Origin of the sequence: Pandoraea capi, from assembly GCF_902459735.1 — a bacterium.
In the GTDB taxonomy this organism is placed as follows: Bacteria; Pseudomonadota; Gammaproteobacteria; order Burkholderiales; family Burkholderiaceae; genus Pandoraea; species Pandoraea capi.
In genome coordinates, this window is the sequence record NZ_CABPRV010000015.1 from 102,194 (window position 1) to 119,153 (window position 16,960).

General features: G+C 64.6%; 16 protein-coding genes. 6 read left to right on the forward strand and 10 right to left on the reverse strand.

Annotation, left to right across the window (positions count from 1 at the left end; all coding sequences use genetic code 11):
• Positions 1-15 precede the first annotated feature (15 nt).
• The 4 genes from PCA20602_RS23915 (at position 16) to PCA20602_RS23930 (ending at position 2,845) form a co-directional block, all read left to right on the forward strand.
• Positions 16-450: a diacylglycerol kinase gene (locus tag PCA20602_RS23915; protein WP_069343105.1), complete on the forward strand. Its 435-nt coding sequence runs from the start codon at positions 16-18 to the stop codon at positions 448-450.
• A 142-nt stretch (positions 451-592) separates the two neighbouring features.
• Positions 593-1,261 carry a TetR/AcrR family transcriptional regulator gene (locus tag PCA20602_RS23920; protein ID WP_047905105.1) on the forward strand — a complete coding sequence of 223 codons (669 nt, stop codon included), beginning with the start codon at positions 593-595 and terminating at the stop codon, positions 1,259-1,261.
• Positions 1,262-1,264: 3 nt separating this feature from the next.
• Positions 1,265-1,861 (forward strand): LOG family protein, encoded by a 597-nt coding sequence (locus PCA20602_RS23925; protein ID WP_069343103.1) that lies wholly within the window; start codon positions 1,265-1,267, stop codon positions 1,859-1,861.
• A gap of 453 nt (positions 1,862-2,314) precedes the next feature.
• Entirely contained in the window at positions 2,315-2,845 is a 531-nt protein-coding gene (locus tag PCA20602_RS23930) for a DUF2062 domain-containing protein (protein ID WP_150723308.1), read from the forward strand.
• Here the strand turns inward: PCA20602_RS23930 and PCA20602_RS23935 are convergent.
• Together PCA20602_RS23935 and PCA20602_RS23940 are read right to left on the reverse strand one after the other, a co-directional pair.
• Entirely contained in the window at positions 2,820-3,440 is a 621-nt protein-coding gene (locus tag PCA20602_RS23935) for a DUF924 family protein (RefSeq protein ID WP_150723309.1), read from the reverse strand. The genes PCA20602_RS23930 and PCA20602_RS23935 overlap by 26 nt on opposite strands.
• Before the next feature lie 44 nt (positions 3,441-3,484).
• On the reverse strand, positions 3,485-4,216 hold the full coding sequence (locus PCA20602_RS23940; RefSeq protein WP_150723310.1) for an alanyl-tRNA editing protein: 732 nt from the start codon (positions 4,214-4,216) through the stop codon (positions 3,485-3,487).
• 311 nt (positions 4,217-4,527) lie between these two features.
• Here PCA20602_RS23940 and PCA20602_RS23945 point away from each other — a divergent pair, with 311 nt between their 5' ends.
• Together PCA20602_RS23945 and PCA20602_RS23950 are read left to right on the forward strand one after the other, a co-directional pair.
• A complete protein-coding gene (locus tag PCA20602_RS23945; protein WP_150723311.1) occupies positions 4,528-5,025 on the forward strand; it encodes a hypothetical protein in 498 nt (165 codons plus the stop codon).
• A 233-nt stretch (positions 5,026-5,258) separates the two neighbouring features.
• The gene (locus PCA20602_RS23950; protein ID WP_150723312.1) at positions 5,259-6,014 is read left to right on the forward strand and encodes a hypothetical protein; all 756 of its coding nucleotides are present in this window, start codon (positions 5,259-5,261) and stop codon (positions 6,012-6,014) included.
• A gap of 28 nt (positions 6,015-6,042) precedes the next feature.
• Here the strand turns inward: PCA20602_RS23950 and PCA20602_RS23955 are convergent, their stop codons facing one another.
• The 8 genes from PCA20602_RS23955 to kdpB form a co-directional block, all read right to left on the reverse strand.
• Complete coding sequence (locus PCA20602_RS23955; RefSeq protein ID WP_150723313.1) at positions 6,043-6,486, reverse strand: group II truncated hemoglobin; 444 nt, start codon at positions 6,484-6,486, stop codon at positions 6,043-6,045.
• Positions 6,487-6,596: 110 nt separating this feature from the next.
• A complete protein-coding gene (locus PCA20602_RS23960; RefSeq protein ID WP_246182318.1) occupies positions 6,597-9,164 on the reverse strand; it encodes an ABC transporter permease in 2,568 nt (855 codons plus the stop codon).
• Positions 9,151-9,747 (reverse strand): DUF4126 domain-containing protein, encoded by a 597-nt coding sequence (locus PCA20602_RS23965; protein ID WP_150681189.1) that lies wholly within the window; start codon positions 9,745-9,747, stop codon positions 9,151-9,153. Before PCA20602_RS23965 ends, PCA20602_RS23960 begins: the two co-directional genes overlap by 14 nt.
• Before the next feature lie 177 nt (positions 9,748-9,924).
• Positions 9,925-10,242, reverse strand: coding sequence for a quaternary ammonium compound efflux SMR transporter SugE (gene sugE, locus PCA20602_RS23970; protein ID WP_069343095.1), 318 nt, complete (start codon positions 10,240-10,242; stop codon positions 9,925-9,927).
• A 168-nt stretch (positions 10,243-10,410) separates the two neighbouring features.
• Complete coding sequence (kdpE, locus tag PCA20602_RS23975) at positions 10,411-11,121, reverse strand: two-component system response regulator KdpE (protein WP_069343094.1); 711 nt, start codon at positions 11,119-11,121, stop codon at positions 10,411-10,413.
• Complete coding sequence (locus PCA20602_RS23980) at positions 11,114-14,017, reverse strand: sensor histidine kinase (RefSeq protein WP_150723333.1); 2,904 nt, start codon at positions 14,015-14,017, stop codon at positions 11,114-11,116. Before PCA20602_RS23980 ends, kdpE begins: the two co-directional genes overlap by 8 nt.
• Before the next feature lie 145 nt (positions 14,018-14,162).
• Complete coding sequence (gene kdpC, locus PCA20602_RS23985) at positions 14,163-14,747, reverse strand: potassium-transporting ATPase subunit KdpC (protein ID WP_069343092.1); 585 nt, start codon at positions 14,745-14,747, stop codon at positions 14,163-14,165.
• Positions 14,748-14,826: 79 nt separating this feature from the next.
• Complete coding sequence (gene kdpB, locus PCA20602_RS23990; protein WP_150723314.1) at positions 14,827-16,953, reverse strand: potassium-transporting ATPase subunit KdpB; 2,127 nt, start codon at positions 16,951-16,953, stop codon at positions 14,827-14,829.
• Positions 16,954-16,960 lie beyond the last annotated feature (7 nt).

Below are 16,960 nucleotides of genomic sequence, written 5' to 3' on the forward strand. Positions count from 1 at the left end.
CGAGGAACCTGACGCTTGTTCATCGATCACCCGCCGCCACGTGACAAACAACCGAACCCTTACAAAGGCAACCGGGGCGTCATGCGCGCATGGCGCGCCCTGAAGTATTCGCTGTCCGGCTTCAAGTTTGCCGTGTTCGAGGAGAGCGCATTCCGTCAGGAACTCGCGCTCGCCGCCATTCTGCTGCCGGCAGCCATTTTTCTGCCGGTCACCGCCGTCGAACGTGTCCTGCTGATCGGATCGATCCTGCTGGTGCTCATCATCGAGCTGGTCAATTCGAGCATCGAGGCCGCCATCGACCGGATTTCACTGGAACGGCATGAACTGTCCAAGCGCGCCAAGGATTTCGGCAGTGCCGCCGTCCTCGTCGCCCTCGGCCTGTGTCTGCTCACCTGGGCTTCGCTTGCGGGGCCCGTCATCGTGGAACTCGTACGTACGGCGTTTTTCTGATATCGCGCTTCCTGCCCCGCCCCCATGCTTGGCACCGGTCGGCTGCCGGGTATAATCGGTCGCCGTATACCTGACACTCAACTCATAAACGCAAGCGGAGAACATCCTTCGCCGAGCTTGCCGCTAACCGGGGCCGACAGACATGGAAGCAAAGCCGCCACGCCGAACCCGCGAACGAATTCTTGAAGTGTCGCTGCGACTCTTCAACGAAATCGGCGAACCCAACGTCACTACCACCACGATTGCCGAGGAGATGAAAATCAGCCCCGGCAATCTGTACTATCACTTCCGCAACAAAGACGACATCATCAACAGCATCTTCGCGCAGTTCGAGCAGGAAATCGAACGGCGTCTGCGGCTGCCCGATGACCACAAGCCCACGCTCGACGAAGTCTGGACGTATCTGCAATACATGTCCGAGTTCCTGTGGCGCTTCCGTTTTCTCTACCGCGACCTGAACGACCTGCTGGCGCGCAACCGCACGCTCGAGACGCATTTCAAGCAGATCGTGGGCCACAAGAAACGATTCGCACGCGAGATGTGCGACCTGCTCGTGGCCGACGGCGAAATGGAGATTACGCCGGAGCAGATCGATGTCGTGACCACCAACATGGTGGTGTTGTCCACGTACTGGTTGTCGTACCAATTCGTGATGAACCCGCGCAAGTACAACGATCCTGAAGAAATCGGCGCGGGGTTGCATCAGTCGAGCTATCACATCCTCTCGCAGATGGCCCCGTATCTGAAGGGCAAGTCGCGCGAGCTTTATGACAAGATGGCTCGGGAATCCTCGTCCAAGGGAGCGCAGTAAGGCATGTCGTCGGAAGTCAAATCCATTTGTATCTACTGTGGCGCCGCCACGGGTGTGCGTCCTGCATACGCTGAAGCGGCCCGCGAACTGGGCCGTCGCATGGCCGAAGCCGGGATCCGTCTGGTTTACGGCGGCGGCAAGGTCGGCTTGATGGGCATCATCGCGGACGCCGTGCTCGCGCATGGCGGCGAGGCCGTCGGCATCATCCCGAAGGCGCTGATGGCCAGGGAAGTCGGTCATACCGGGCTGACGGAACTGCATGTCGTCGAAAACATGCACCAGCGCAAGCAGATGATGGCCGACCTCTCGGACGCCTTCATCGCCATGCCGGGTGGCATCGGCACGTGCGAAGAGCTGTTCGAGGTGTTCACGTGGCTGCAAATCGGCTATCACGCGAAGCCGATCGGCCTGCTCAACGTCGAGCAGTATTACGATCCGCTGATGGTCTTCCTCAAGTCGATGGTGACCGAGCAGTTCCTGAAGGCACCGCAACTCGATCAGTTGCAAATCGCCACGTCGCCGGAAGCGCTGCTCGACACGATGCGCAGCTTCAAGCCGGCGCAAATCGATCGCTGGTCGGATCAGCGCTCGCAGATCTAAGCCCTTCGATGTGATCGCTGCGCGGCCGCCATGCCGCGCAGTGCCTTCTCAAGCCCCCTCGCCGCAGCACACCACCCTTCGGCATTCCGTCGGCCTCGCGATCGCTCCTGCCGCTCATTGCCGTTGCTGTTTGCCGCAGTTGTTTGCCAACTTTGCGACGCTCCTCTCCGCTCGCCTTCCCGCCGTCTTATCGCGTCAACGCCCGGTCCCCGTACGGCCCTCTACGCCCTTCAGCGATATCGCGCGCCCGCTGCTCGTTGGTTTGTTCGTCGGCTTGTTCGGTGGCGTCTTACCGGCATCTTGTGACATCTCCCGGCAACAGCCTGAGTTTGGAGCCTCATTGAACTCTTGCCACCCGTCACACTCTGACATCCGTTGTATGCGGACGTTTGACTATGCCACGCCGTGCCCCATGCCCGCCTGGGTCCACATCCTCCGACGAGCAACCTGCCCATGATGTTAAAGATGCTTCGCCCGATGCGACTGCTGCGCTCGCGCTGGTTGCGCCCGCACGCCGGATTGTTGCTGCGCCGTAGCTTGTGGCAGGCCACGCCGCGAGGGGTCGCAGCCGGGTTGGCTTGTGGTGTCTTTTTCGGTTTCTTGTTACCCGTGGCGCAAATGCCGGTGGCGATTCTCGTCGCTGCGTTCATGCGCGGAAATCTGTTTCTTGCCACCGCCGGCACGCTGATCACCAACCCGCTGACCGTGCCGTTCGTCTATCTGGGGGCGCATCGCGTGGGGCGCTGGATGCTCGACTGGTCCCCCAAGGCCGAGATCGAAGCGACAGTCGCGGCGGCAGCGCATGCGAGCGAGAGCGTCTGGACACAACTGACGCAGTTCGACTTCGGCGCCGCGACCCTGTATCTCTGCGCCGGGTTGGCCGCCTTCGCCGTGGTCGGCGGCGTTCTCGCGTACGTCATCGGATTCTTCGCCATTCACTGGCACCAAAGCCGACGCGTCAAAACGACGATCCCGGCTGCTTGAGAAACGCGATTTCCTCGGGCGTCGATGCACGTCCCAAAGCCGCGTTGCGGTGCGGATACCGGCCGAAACGCTCGATGATGACGGCGTGCTTGCGCGCGTAATCGAGGTTGTCCACGAGCCCTGACGCCTGCGCCAGTTGCTCATATAACGCCAGCGAGAGATGCTGGCTTTCCAACGACTCGTCGTGCTCGAAAGGCAAATAGACGAAAACGCGATGCTGCGCGGTCGGCAACCGACGATCGTCCCCCGCCTCCACCAGACGCCGCGCCACCGCCAACGCCTGCGCGTCCCCGGCGAACGCCTCAGCCCGATGCCGGAAGAGATTGCGCGAGAACTGATCGAGCATCACGATCAACGCGCATGCGCCGAGCGGCGTATCGGCCCAATCACTCAATTCCCCCGCAACGGCACGCGCATGTAACGCGCCAAAGCGGGCACGAATCGCTTCGTCGAACGCATCCGACTTACGGAACCACTCGGGACGCGCCATCCCGTACACCTCCGCATCCGGCGTTCCGAACCAGAAATCAAGCACCGCTTGCCACGGTTGCATCGGTTGTGATTGCGTCGAAATCTCTGCTGCTGGCGTCGCCATCGAACGTCCTGAAGGAAATGAGGGATGGGCCGATGATGCCAGACTCAGGCGAATGCCAACACCACCCGACGCGTGCGAGAGGTCTTCTTTTCAATCTTCGCCACGCGCAGCGCACCGATTTCCGACGTGTTCGCCACATGTGTGCCGCCGCACGGCTGCAAGTCGATGCCTTCGATACGCACCAGACGCACGCGCCCCAGCCCGACCGGCGGCTTCACGCTCATCGTGCGGACCAGCTCCGGACGTGCGGCCATCTCCTCGTCGCTGATGCTGTCGATCGCCACCGGGCGCGCGGCCTCGATCAGCGCCGCCAGCCCGGCCTCGACCGTCTCGCGCTCGATGGGATCATTCGTGACGAAATCGAGCCGCGCGTATTCCGTGGTGATGCTGCAACCATCGACCGGGTGCGGCAGCACGGCGCACATCAGATGCGACGCCGTATGAAACCGCATATGCCGGAAGCGTCGCGCCCAATCGATTTCCGCCTGGACGACATCGCCGACCGACAACCCGGCCAGTGCATCGGTTTGCCCCTCGGCCGGCACATGCACCGCATCGTCCGGCGTCGCGCCTTCGCGCTTCGATTTGCGTGTGTCGGCAATGCTCAGACGCGTGCCGTCGGCAAGCACGAACGTACCGGCGTCGCCCGCCTGTCCGCCGCCTAGCGGATAGAACACGGTGCGGTCGAGCATGATGCCCGTCTCGTCGATATGGGTGATGCGCGCCTCACATTGGCGCAGATAGGCGTCTTGTCGAAACAGCGCTTCGGTGGTCATAGTGCCTCCTTTGGGAACGGGACATATTCGCGCGACTTCGGTTCTCATGGCAAGGCACAATCGCACGCCCCAATGCCGGTACGGTCGACGTTATCGGCCACTGCGGCAGGTTCCTGAGCCATCGCCCAAGCGCGCCCGCTTTAGTCCCTGACGCCTCAAATCCCATAGGGCGTGCCCCAACCGCCCGCAACTTGCGCGAATTCTCGACACCGTTTGTCGCGGTGCAATAGCCGCAACTTTGTGTGAGCCGCACATTACGTGGCGGTCGCATCCACGCGATCGAATTCGAAGCATCAGCAAGGAAACCTGCCATGACGAGACCCCACATTGCCCAGCGCAACCCATACGCGCCGGGCACCTTCGCTCGACCACCTGCGCGTGACTTCATGGGACGCGAGCCCGGCGCCTCCACCAATTCGTGGCTCCATGGGCACATCAACGGACCGGTCGACGCCAGCGCACTCGCGCACGCATACGCCCTCCATGCCGCGAACGATCTGGAAGGCGCCGCGCGGGCCTTTGCCGTCCTATGCAGCGCGCTTCCCGAGCACGCCGACGTCTACAAGGCGTTCGGTTATGTGCTCTGCCAACTCGGTGACCACGAACATGCCGTGGCGCCGCTCATGGTCGCGGTGTCACGCGAATACGGCAATCCCGAGCCGCTCTACTTCGCCGCTATTTGCATGCAGCAACTGGGTGATGTGCACACGGCTCGCGAGATGGCCAGCGACGCACTGGAAATGGTGCGGTGCTCGAATCGCCACGCGGGTCTGCACGACAACCTGACGCGCCTGCTCGACAGCCTCTGACTCGCCTCGTCCCGCCCTTTTGATCAAGGATTTGCCCCGCAATGCACAGCCCTCGCTTCTCCCCCAATACCCCATCGGTTTCCCCGTCGCTCGCCACCGGCACGCAGTTTCCCGGCAACAACGGGACATCATTCAAGACCGACGCGGGCGACGCGCTCAGCGCACTCGCGCGAAAAGCCGGATCGCTGGAGGATTTCGCACCGTCGCCGCCGGCCGTCGGTCGATTTGCCGCGTTGTTTCAGCACATCAGCAATTTCGTGCTGAGTGCCAGCGCATTGGGCGCGGCCAGCCTGAGCACGATCAAGGAAACCTATGAAAGCAGCACGCTTTCCACGGCCCATCAAGTTACGCTTTCCACTGCCACTGCCGCGTCGCTTTCGAGCTTGATGGATTTGGCCGTTGCCGTCGGAAAATACTGCAATCCGTCGTCGACCAGCGCACAAATCCAAAATACGGCATGGATGGCGTCGGCCGGAAAACTCGTCGGCTCGAAGCACCTCGAGACTTACGGCGGGAAGTATCAAACAACCTTGCTCGGCACGTCGATGATGCTGTTCGTCAACGGCACTGGGGTGCTTGCGGGCGGACATGAAAGCAAGCAGGAAATGGACGAGACATCGACGTCCGCGCCATTGGGCTTGCCGTCGCCATCCGAAGCACCGGGCACTGAGTTACAACACCTCGACACCCTACAGAACTGCATCGGATTCGCGGCATTGGCCTACCGCCTGTTCGGCGATGCCTTGACGACCGGCGTCGTCGACTGGATGAGCGCCAGGGAAGCCAAACGCAATATGGATGTCGTCGAACGTGCCTTGAACTACGAGGAGGGGTTCGGCACTGAAGGACGCTATCGGGTCAGGGACGCCGAATGGGATCTCGAAGCCGGCGAAGCTTCGGACGACAGCGGCATGGACGACCGATCACTGAAAAGTGTGTCGTCGAGCGTGGCGAACGCCTCGGACACGCCGCTCGTCATGAATCTCTGATATCTGCCCTGAAGCGCCTTAGCTCGCCTCAGCCCGCCTTGTTGCGCATCCAGTCCGCAGTGCCGTAGAACGCCTGCATCAGACGCTCCTGCAACGTGGCCTCGACGCCGATATCCTGCATCGCCAGCGCCATGCAGCGCAGCCACTGGTCGCGCTCGCTCGACGCAATCGGAAACGGCAGATGACGTGCGCGCAGCATCGGATGACCGAATCGTTCGATGTAATGGTTCGGCCCGCCCAGCCAGCCGCACAGAAACCAGAAGAGCTTGTCGCGCGATCCGTCGAGCGACGCCGGATGCATGCCACGGATACCCGCAAATTCGGGCTCCAGATCCATCAGGTCGTAGAAACGGTCGACGAGTTCGCGCACGCGCGGCTCGCCGCCGAGCAGCGAAAAGGCGGTCGGCTGGGCAGGCGTGTCCTGCGCATCGTCGTCCGCCGGAGAGGTTTGGGAGGTGTTTTCGGTCGTCATGGCCGATATTGTGCCCGAGGCCCGTCGGGCCTGCCATGATCGCCGTCTCGAAATCGCGGAGGCTGCGGTTGCGGCGCGAGACGCTGTCGCGCGCCGCCCCTTCGAGAGACTCAGATTTCGCGCAACGTGCGCAGTGCAGACTGACGCAGCACCGCCCGCAGACCGCTCCATCCCCCGATCAGCGCACACAGCACACCGGCGCCGATGCCCAGCACCGGCAACCAGAGATTAAAGCTCAGCGCGAACTCGAAGACATAACGCGCCAGCGCCCAGCCCAGCGCACCGGCGCCCAACGATGCCAGCAGCCCGGCGAGCGCGCCGACCGTCACCAGCTCGGCCAGATGCACATCGCGAAGCTGTCGCGACGACGCCCCGAGCGCACGCAGAATGCCGCTCTCGCGCATGCGTTCGTCACGCGTGCCCGCCAGTGCCGCGTAAAGCACCAGCACGCCGGCGGCGAGCGTGAACAGGAAAAGCGCCTGCACGGCATCGATGACCTGCGACAGAATCTGCTGAATCTGCGCGAGCAAGGCGCCCGTGTCGATCACCGTCACGTTCGGGAACTGACGCACCAGCGCGTCCGCCACGCCCTGCTGCTGCGGTTCCAGATGGAACGACGTAATCCACGTCATCGGAAAATCGTGCAGCGCCGCCGGCGGCATCACGACAAAGAAGTTCACACGCATCGATCCCCAATCGAGCTTGCGCAGACTGGTGATCGGCGCGTCGATGGTCTGCCCAGTGACTTCGAAACGCAACACGTCGCCCAGCTTCAGGCCGAGCGTCTTCGCAATGCCTTCTTCCATGGAGATCTGCGGTTTGGACGCATCGCCATACCATTGACCGGCCGTCACACGGTTTCCGTCGGGCAGAGCCGACGTGTACGACAGGTTGAACTCGCGCTCGGCGAGACGTCTCGCCCGCTCCTCCGTATAGCTCTCGCCGGTCACCGGCTTGTCGTTGATGGCCGTGAGCCGCGCGCGAATCATCGGCGAGAGCTGCACGTCGGGCAATCCTGCCGCGTGAAGCTGTGTGAGAACCGGCGTGTCCTGCCCCGGCTGAATGTCGATGACGAAACGGTTCGGCGCGTCTGCCGGTGTCGATTGACGCCAGCCGGCCACCAGATCGTTGCGCGTGACGGCGAGCAGCAGCAGCGCCATCAACCCCAGGCCCAGCGCCACCACTTGCAGCGCGCTGCCAAGCCCGCGACGACGCAACCCCGCCACCGCGTAGCGCCAGCCGATGCCGCCCATGGCCCCGCCGGCCGCACCGTGGCGTCGCGCCCACGCCGCAAGCACGCGGATTGCCAGCCAGGCCAGCACGCCGAACACGATCGCACCGGCGATAAAACCGCCCGCCACCATCGCACCGAGGCGCAGATCACGCGCCGCAAAGAGCAACAGCGCGCCGAATGCCAACGCGCTGGCCCCATAGGCGAGCCATCCCTGACGACGTGCGCCGCCCACCACATCGCGACGCAACACATGCAGCGGCGCGACTTCCGATAGCGGCAGCAACGGCGGCAACGCGAAGCCCAGCAGCATCACCAGCGAACTCGCCAGCCCGAACACCGCCGGACGCCACGTCGGCGCCGGCAATCCCGCCGGAATCACGTTACCCAACTGTGCCAGCAGCACCTCATGCGCCGCATAGCCGAGGCCGACGCCCAGCACGCCGCCGATCAGACCGAGTCCGATGAATTCGAGCGTCACCATGCCGCGCAGCGCCCGGCGCGGCAGGCCCAGACAGCGCATGACGGCGCAGGCGTCGAGATGCCGCTCGCTGTACCGCCGCGACGCGATACCGACCGCCACCGCAGCCAGCACGGCAGCGAGCAACGCGACGAGCGAGAGGAAACGTTCGGCGCGATCGAGCGTCTGACGCACCTGCGGCTGCCCGTCTTCCAGCGATTCGATATGCACACCGCGCGCCTGCTCCGCCGCCGGACGCGCCCATGCGGCGAACTTGCCGACTTGGGCGTCCGTGCCGGCGACCAGCAGACGGTAGGTGATGCGGCTGCCGAACTGCACGAGGCCGGTCGACGGCAGTTCGTCGAAGCGCATCATGACGCGTGGGGCGAGCGAGCCGAAGCCGTAGCCGCGATCCATCTCGCGAGTGATGACCGCCGCCACGCGCAGCGTGCGGTTGCCCACGCGGATGCTGTCACCGGGCTTGACGTGCAACGCGTCGAGCAACGCGGCATCGACCCACACGGTACCTGGGGCTGGGATGTCGGTGGCGGGAGCGTCCGGGGTGTTGGCGGCGGCGTCAGGCGCGATGCGCACACGGCCGCGCAACGGGTAACCGCTGCTGACCGCCTTGAGCGAGGACAGACGGCTCGCGTTCGTTCCGGCACTCACACCACTTTCGCCACTCTGGCTGGTAGCACTGGCCATGCTGGGGAAATTGGCGATGACGGCCGTCGCCAGCCCGTCGGCTTGCGCCTGCCGGGCAAATTCGGGGGTCAGGGGAGCGTCGCTGCGAACGACGAGATCGGCGGCGAGCATCTGACGCGCATCGCGCTCAAGCCCGCCCTGCATCCGATCGGAGAGAAAACCCACGCTGGACAGCGCGCCCACCGCCAGCAACAACGCCACGAGAAGCAGATGCAACTCGCCCGCGCGCCAATCGCGCAGGAACATCCGCCATGCCTGGCGGGCAACCTCAGTGAACCCCATCGTTCCTCAATCCTTTGACCCGCGCCAGTAACGAGCGCCATCCGCGCCAGACACGCGGCAACCACCACCACGCCAGCACGACGAACACCAACAACATCACGAGAAAAACGGCGGGAAGGAAGAACGCGAGCGCCAGACCACCCACCGTGGAGACATCTTCGCCGGCTGAGGCCGCGACATTCGAGAAAGGTTCCGGCGACGTATTGATCAGCGCGCGACTGCCCGCCTTGGCCAGATGGGCCGTTCCGGCCAGCGCACCGCCGGCCAGACCGGCAAGTACCGTGACCGTCGGGTCCATCTGCCCCAGCGCCGCCGCGCCCAGCACGATCCCCGCCGGAATGCGGATGAAGGTGTGCACGGCATCCCACGCACTGTCGACGAAGGGGATCTTGTCGGCGAAGAACTCGATGGCCGCCAGCACGCCGGCCGCCGCGATCACCCACGTCGACGCCAGCACGGCGAGCGTCGGAGGCAGATGCAACCAGCCCAGCCGCGCCGCCAGCCCTGCGCAGAACACCGTCAGGTACAACCGCAGGCCGCTGCCCCAGGACAGCCCTGCGCCGAGCGCAATCGATTCAAGCATGGTGACCTCGCTGCCGCCGACATGACGGCGTCGCACGATCACGCGTCCGCGTCCTGCAGACGCGGTAACAGCGCGCATCAGACCGCGACCGTTACCGCGCCATTATGCCGCGCGTTACGGCGACGCACCACAGGTGACTCAAAAAGGGGGCGGCGACGTCATCGCCCCCGTGGCACATCACGCCGCCGTGAGCTTCAGCCCGACCAATCCGGCCAGAATGAGGGTGACGCTGGCGATGCGGGCAGCCGACGCCGACTCCCCGAACAGGACGATCCCCAGGACGAAGGCGCCGACGGCCCCAATCCCTGTCCAGATCGCATAGGCGGTGCCTAACGGCAAGGTCCGCACGGCGAGCGCCAGCAGCCACACGCTGCCGACCATCGAGACAATGGTAAATACGGAGGGGACGAGACGCGAAAACCCTTGCGTGTACTTGAGGCCGACGGCCCAAGCCACTTCAAGGAATCCGGCAAGCACGAGCAGAATCCAGGCCATGAGAGACTTCGATGAAAAAGCGGGGTCGTCCCCGGGAGATGCGCGAGTCTGCGCGAACCGCTTGCCGGGTCGTCCCGGCAATGGGCTCCATCGAAGGTCGATTGAATGGCTTGATGACTGAATGCCTGACGCTGCGGATGGAACAGCGTGATTTTAACAAACCAGGGCTTAACCGTTGACGTCCACTTCCAGCCGGTAACCGACGCCCGTCTCGGTCAGGATGTGCTGCGGTTGCGCCGGGTCGGCCTCCAGCTTCTGACGCAGGTGCCCCATGTAGATGCGCAGGTAGTGGTTGCTCTCGACGTGCGACGGCCCCCACACTTCCTTGAGCAACTGACGATGCGTGAGCACGCGTCCGGCATGGCGCACGAGGGTGACGAGCAGGCGGTACTCGATCGGCGTCAGATGGACCGGCTCTCCGGCGCGTGTGACCTTGCGGCGCGCCAGATCGATGTGAATCTCACCGAAAGAGAACGCTTCGTCCAGCGTCTCGGAATTGCCACCGCGATGATGACGCCGCAATTGCGCCCGAATCCGCGCGAGCAATTCCGATACCCCGAACGGCTTCGTCAGATAGTCGTCGGCCCCGACGTCGAGCGCGACGACCTTCTCCGCTTCCTCATTGCGCGCGGACAACACGATGATCGGCATGTCGGTCCAACTGCGGACTTCGCGAATGACCTCGACGCCATCGATGTCCGGCAATCCCAGATCGACGATCAGCAAATCCGGCTTGCGCGTGGCCGCCTCGACCATGCCCTGCCGCCCGGCTTCCGCCTCGTGCACGACCATGCCCTCCGCTTCCAGCGAGGTGCGCAGAAACCGCCGGATCTGGCGTTCGTCTTCAATCACCACGATGTTGATGGTCGGTTCACTCATGTTGTTGTGTCGCGTTTGCGTCAGGGGCACGCGGGGCTTGCCCGGTGGCGTCTGCCGGGTTTCGGTCGTTCGACGGGGACGCGTCATCCGCCGGGGCTTTCGATGCCACGACGTCGTCATCGGGATTGTCGAGCGCCTGTAGTACCTCTAGTGCCTCCAGCCCCTCCGGCCCTTCCGGCGCCTCGGGGGGCACCGGCGGCGTCTCTACCGGCAACGTAAAGATAAAGCGCGCGCCATGCCCGTCGGGGACATTGGTGGCATGGATCTTACCGCCGTGGGCTTCCACGATGGCACGGCAGATCGCGAGTCCCAGCCCGATACCGGGCTTGGCCGACTCCTTCTCACCGCGCATGAATTTCTCAAAAATGCGGCCTTCCATGCCGGCGGGCAAACCGGGGCCGTCGTCGCTGACGCTCACCTCGACGTCCTCGCCGACCACGCGCGCGGCAATCTCGATATGCGACCCCGCAGGCGAGTACTTCGCCGCGTTCTCCAGCAGATTCGTAAAGAGCCGTTCCAGCAGTACCGCATCAAAACGCAGCAGCGGCAGATCGGCGGGCAGACGCGTCGTCACCTCGTAACCGGCCAGCATCCGGCGGCAAGCGCGTAGCGACGTACCCACGACCTCCTCCAGCATCTGCCACTGACGATTGAGCTGCACGCCCCCGGCTTGCAGCTTTGCCATGTCGAGCAGGTTCGTCACCAGCCCCGTCATGCGCTGCGCTTCTTCGTGGATCGCATCGACGAGATCGATACGCAGCGGCCCCGACGTCTGCGCGTCGCGGCTCAGCATGCTGGCGAAACCGACGATGGATGTCAGCGGCGTGCGCAGATCGTGCGAGATCGCCGAGAGCAACGAATTACGCAGACGCTCGGACTCCATCGTCACCAAGGCATCCTGCGCGATTTCCACGTAGTGCACCCGCTCCAGCGCCAGCGCGATTTGCGCCGCGAACGTGTCGAGCAGACGTTGTTGCTCCGGCGTGCCGATCGCGCCCCCCCCCTCCTCGGGCGCGACGACCAGCACCCCGCGCGTACGCATCGGCGCGCGCAGCGGCAGATAGTAGGCATCCGAGCCGGGCAAGGTATTCGTGCCCCGGCCCGCAGCCTGCTGGCGGTCGTACACCCATTGCGCGACGTCGGTATCGATGTGGGGCGGCATCGTCTCGGCGCGTGCGTTCTCCACCGGCTGGCGTACGCTGCTCTGGCTATCGGGCAGCAGCAACGCCACACGCGCCTGAAACACCTCACGCACATGACGCGACCCGATTTCCACGATCTGCGGCGTCGTGAGTGCCGCCGCCAGCTCACGGGCCATTGCGTAGACAGCGCCCGTGCGCCGCTCGCGCCACGTCGCCAGACGTGCCTGAAAACGCAGGCTCGTCGTCAGATGGCTGATGACCAGCGCAACGGTCAGCATGACGGCGAAGGTCAGCAGGTACTGCGTATCCGAGACCGACAGCGACATCTTCGGCGGCACGAAGAAGAAGTCGAACGCCACCACCGAGAGAAACGACGCGAGCACGCCCGGCCCGCGCCCCAGCCGCATCGCCGCGACGATCACGCCGAGCAGATACAGCATCGCGATGTTCGCCAGATCGAGGAACGATGTCAGTTCGGCTGCCGCCACCGACACGGCGCCGCAAATCCCGACCGCCCACGCATACGCACGCCAGGGCCCGCCGACGAGCCCCAGTTCGGGCGCCGTTTCGAACCAGTCGCGCCAATCGCCGCGCACCACGCGTTTGTCGGCCGACGTGTCGCCCGCAGCCGGGCCGATCAGCACGACGTCGACACCGCGCGCGAGACGCACCAGTTCCTCATGCAGCGGCGTACGCGCCGTCCACCAGCGCCGCGCCCCGCTCGCGCCGACAACCAGCTTCGAGACGTTGCGCAACTGCGCATAAGCCAGCAGCGTGGTCGCGGCTTGCGCGCCATCGAGGGTGAGCGTCTCGGCGCCCAGTTCATGCGCGAGCTTGAGCGTGGCATAGACGCCTTCGCGACGCGCCGTCGATTGACGCAGTATCGCAGGCGTCTCCACGTGCACCGCCAGCCAGTCGGCGCGCAGACTCGCCGCGAGCCGCGCGGCTGCCCGTACCAGCGCCACGCCTTCCGGCCCCGGCCCGATCGCGACGAGCAATCGCTCCCGCGCCTGCCAGACCTGACTGATCGACTGATCCGCTCGGTACTCGCGCATCTGCGCGTCCACGCGGTCTGCCGTACGACGCAACGCTAGTTCGCGCAGCGCGATCAGATTGCCCTTGCGGAAAAAGTTACGCACGGCGCGCTCGGCCTGCGCCGCCATATACACCTTGCCCTCGCGCATGCGTTCGAGCAGTTCGTCGGGCGGCAGATCGACGAGCTTCACTTCGTCCGCCAGATCGAAGACGCGATCGGGAATCGTCTCCCAGACGCGAATCCCCGTGATCTGACCAACCACGTCGTTGAGCCGCTCCAGATGCTGAACGTTGAGCGTGGTGTAGACATCGATGCCCGCGTCGAGCAGTTCGTGCACGTCCTGCCAGCGCTTGAGGTGTCGCTCCCCGACCACGTTCGCGTGCGCCAGTTCATCGACCAGCGCGACGGCCGGTTTGCGCACGAGCATGCCGTCGAGGTCGAACTCGCGCAGCACGCGGTCCCGGTACTCGACCGACTTCTGCGGCAGGACTTCGAGTCCTTCGAGCATCTGCGCCGTTTCCTCGCGGCCGTGCGTCTCCAGGACACCCACGACGACGTCGGTGCCCTCCTCGCTCAGCTTGCGCGCCGCCTGAAGCATCGCAAAGGTCTTGCCGACCCCCGCCGACGCGCCGAAGAAAATCTTCAGACGGCCGCGTTGCTCGCGGGCTTCGTCGCGTTGCAGTTTGCCAAGCAATTCGTCGGGATCGGGGCGTTCCATGCCAGCCATCGGATCAGTCCACTATGAAGACGCGAGCCACGTCGATGCAAAAAATGCGGCACGCGCAGGGCGTGCCGCCAATCTACCGCAGGCCGACGGGCAAAACCAGCGATTCTCCGGTTCTCGCTGCCTGCGGCTGCGCCTTTCAGACGGCGCCGCGTGCCAAACCATCCAACGCCAGGTTGAGCTTCAGAACATTCACCCGGGGTTCTCCGAAAATTCCCCATTGGCGGCCCTGCGTATTGCGCGCGACAAGCTCACGCACGGCGTCCGGCGTCAGCCCGCGGGCCTTGGCCACACGCACCACCTGATACTCGGCGGCTGCCGGGCTGATTTCCGGGTCGAGACCGCTGCCCGAGGCCGTCACCAGATCGGCGGGCACCGGCAGTTGGGCGCTCGGATCCGCTTCGCGCAGCGCGGCGATGCGGCCCTTGACGGCGTCGGTCAGCCCCGGGTTGAGCGGGCCGAAGTTTGAGCCGCCCGACGCCGTGGCGTTGTTCGGATTCGGCGACGTGGCCGACAGGCGGCCCCAGAAGTACTTCGGTTCGTCGAAGTTCTGACCGATCAGCGAGGAGCCGACGGCCTTGCCGTCCTTGTAGATCAGGCTGCCGGCGGCTTCGCGCGAGAACGCCGCCCGGCCGATGCCGGTCACGACCAGCGGATACACCAGCCCCGTGATGACCGAGAGCACGACGAACAGGCTCAGCATCGGGCGCAAGAGGGTTTTCATGACGTCTATTCCTTAGAGTTTCTGCGATGTGGCCCGCACGCTCAGCCGCTTCGGCCAACGCGTCCGGGCCCTTTCACGATCAGGCCCAGCCCATCGCGGCGATGAACATGTCGATGATCTTGATCCCGACGAACGGCACCAGAATCCCGCCCAGACCGTAGATGAAGAGGTTGCGGCGCAGCAGCGTCGCGGCCCCGAGCGGGCGATACTTCACGCCCTTGAGCGCCAGCGGAATCAACACGACGATGATCAGCGCGTTGAAGATCACCGCCGACAGAATCGCCGACGACGGGCTTGCCAGTCGCATCACGTTGAGCGCGTCGAGCTGCGGGTACGTCGTCGCAAAGGCGGCCGGAATGATGGCGAAGTACTTCGCCACGTCGTTCGCAATCGAGAACGTGGTGAGACTGCCGCGCGTCATCAGCATCTGCTTGCCGATCTCGACGATTTCGATGAGCTTGGTCGGGTTCGAATCGAGGTCGACCATGTTGCCGGCTTCCTTCGCCGCCTGCGTGCCCGAGTTCATCGCCACCGCCACGTCGGCCTGTGCAAGCGCCGGCGCATCGTTCGTGCCGTCGCCCGTCATGGCCACCAGCTTGCCTTCGGCCTGGTACTTACGAATCGTCGCGAGCTTTTCTTCCGGCGTGGCTTCCGCGAGGAAGTCGTCCACCCCGGCTTCGGCGGCAATCGCCGCCGCCGTCAGACGGTTGTCACCCGTGACCATCAGCGTGGTGATCCCCATCTGACGCAATTCGGCGAAACGCTCCTTGATGCCGCCCTTGACCACGTCCTTGAGTTCGATCACGCCCAGCGCACGTGCGCCGTTCGCATCCTGCTCGGCCACGACCAGCGGCGTGCTGCCGCGACGGGCGATGTCGTCCACCGCGCTCGCCAGCGCCACCGGCCATGCGCCGCCCGCCGCTTCCACATAACGCTTCACGGCTTCGGCAGCGCCCTTGCGGATCTGCTTGTCGGCGAGGTCCACGCCACTCATGCGCGTTTGCGCCGTGAACGGAATGAAGAGCGCATTCAGACCACTCATCTCGCGCTCACGCAGATTGAAGCGCTGCTTGGCGAGCACGGCGATGCTGCGGCCTTCCGGCGTTTCGTCGGCGAGCGAGGCGAGCTGTGCGGCATCGGCCAGCGTGCGCTCGTCCACGCCCGGGGCGGGCACGAACTGCGATGCCTGGCGATTGCCCAGCGTGATCGTGCCCGTCTTGTCGAGCAGCAGCACGTCTACGTCCCCCGCCGCTTCAACGGCGCGGCCCGACGTCGCGATCACGTTCGCCTGCATCATGCGGCTCATGCCCGCCACACCGATGGCCGACAGCAGCCCGCCGATAGTCGTCGGAATCAGACACACCAGCAGCGCGACGAGCACCGTGATCGTGACCGGATTCCCGGCGTGCGTGACGAATACGCTGTAGATCGAATAAGGCAGCAGCGTGGCCGTGGCGAGCAGCAGCACCAGCGTGAGCGCGACGAGCAGAATCGTGAGCGCGATTTCGTTCGGCGTCTTCTGACGCTTCGCGCCTTCCACCATCGCGATCATGCGGTCGAGAAACGCCTCGCCCGGGTTGACCGTCACCTTCATGATGACCCAGTCCGACAGCACACGCGTGCCGCCGGTCACGGCCGAGAAGTCGCCGCCCGATTCGCGAATGACCGGCGCCGATTCGCCCGTAATGGCCGATTCGTCGACCGACGCCACGCCTTCGACCACTTCGCCGTCGGCCGGAATGACGTCACCGGCTTCGACCAGCACGAAGTCGCCGCGACGCAGACTGGCGCTATCGATGACGAGACATTCGGCGTCGCGACGCGCCGAGCGCAACTGCTTGGCCGGCACGTTCTTCTTCGCCTGACGCAGCGATGCCGCCTGCGCCTTACTACGCCCTTCGGCCAGCGCTTCGGCAAAGTTCGCGAACAGCACCGTGAACCACAGCCACAGCGTGATCGCGAGGATGAAGGGCGCGCTCGCCTCGGCGTGGCCCGCCACGGCCATGCCGAACAGCACGGTCGTGAGCAGACTGCCGACGTACACCACGAACATCACAGGGTTCTTGGCCTGCGTGAGCGGATGCAGCTTGCGGAACGAGTCCACGATGGCCGGCTTGACGATGGCCGGGTCGAACATCGACTTTGTCGCCGATGTATGACCCTCGCCCGCCTGCCGGGTGACAGTATTTCCTGAGGTTTGATTCATGAGTGCC

Bases quoted from the DNA above. Each gene is read 5' to 3' on its own strand.
- kdpB (WP_150723314.1), bottom strand. From the start codon at position 16,953: ATGAATCAAACCTCAGGAAATACTGTCACCCGGCAGGCGGGCGAGGGT.
- PCA20602_RS23960 (WP_246182318.1), bottom strand. From the start codon at position 9,164: ATGGGGTTCACTGAGGTTGCCCGCCAGGCATGGCGGATGTTCCTGCGC.
- PCA20602_RS23930 (WP_150723308.1), top strand. From the start codon at position 2,315: ATGATGTTAAAGATGCTTCGCCCGATGCGACTGCTGCGCTCGCGCTGG.
- sugE (WP_069343095.1), bottom strand. From the start codon at position 10,242: ATGGCCTGGATTCTGCTCGTGCTTGCCGGATTCCTTGAAGTGGCTTGG.
- PCA20602_RS23925 (WP_069343103.1), top strand. From the start codon at position 1,265: ATGTCGTCGGAAGTCAAATCCATTTGTATCTACTGTGGCGCCGCCACG.
- PCA20602_RS23920 (WP_047905105.1), top strand. From the start codon at position 593: ATGGAAGCAAAGCCGCCACGCCGAACCCGCGAACGAATTCTTGAAGTG.
- PCA20602_RS23935 (WP_150723309.1), bottom strand. From the start codon at position 3,440: ATGGCGACGCCAGCAGCAGAGATTTCGACGCAATCACAACCGATGCAA.
- kdpE (WP_069343094.1), bottom strand. From the start codon at position 11,121: ATGAGTGAACCGACCATCAACATCGTGGTGATTGAAGACGAACGCCAG.
- PCA20602_RS23940 (WP_150723310.1), bottom strand. From the start codon at position 4,216: ATGACCACCGAAGCGCTGTTTCGACAAGACGCCTATCTGCGCCAATGT.
- PCA20602_RS23955 (WP_150723313.1), bottom strand. From the start codon at position 6,486: ATGACGACCGAAAACACCTCCCAAACCTCTCCGGCGGACGACGATGCG.
- PCA20602_RS23945 (WP_150723311.1), top strand. From the start codon at position 4,528: ATGACGAGACCCCACATTGCCCAGCGCAACCCATACGCGCCGGGCACC.
- PCA20602_RS23965 (WP_150681189.1), bottom strand. From the start codon at position 9,747: ATGCTTGAATCGATTGCGCTCGGCGCAGGGCTGTCCTGGGGCAGCGGC.
- PCA20602_RS23980 (WP_150723333.1), bottom strand. From the start codon at position 14,017: ATGGAACGCCCCGATCCCGACGAATTGCTTGGCAAACTGCAACGCGAC.
- kdpC (WP_069343092.1), bottom strand. From the start codon at position 14,747: ATGAAAACCCTCTTGCGCCCGATGCTGAGCCTGTTCGTCGTGCTCTCG.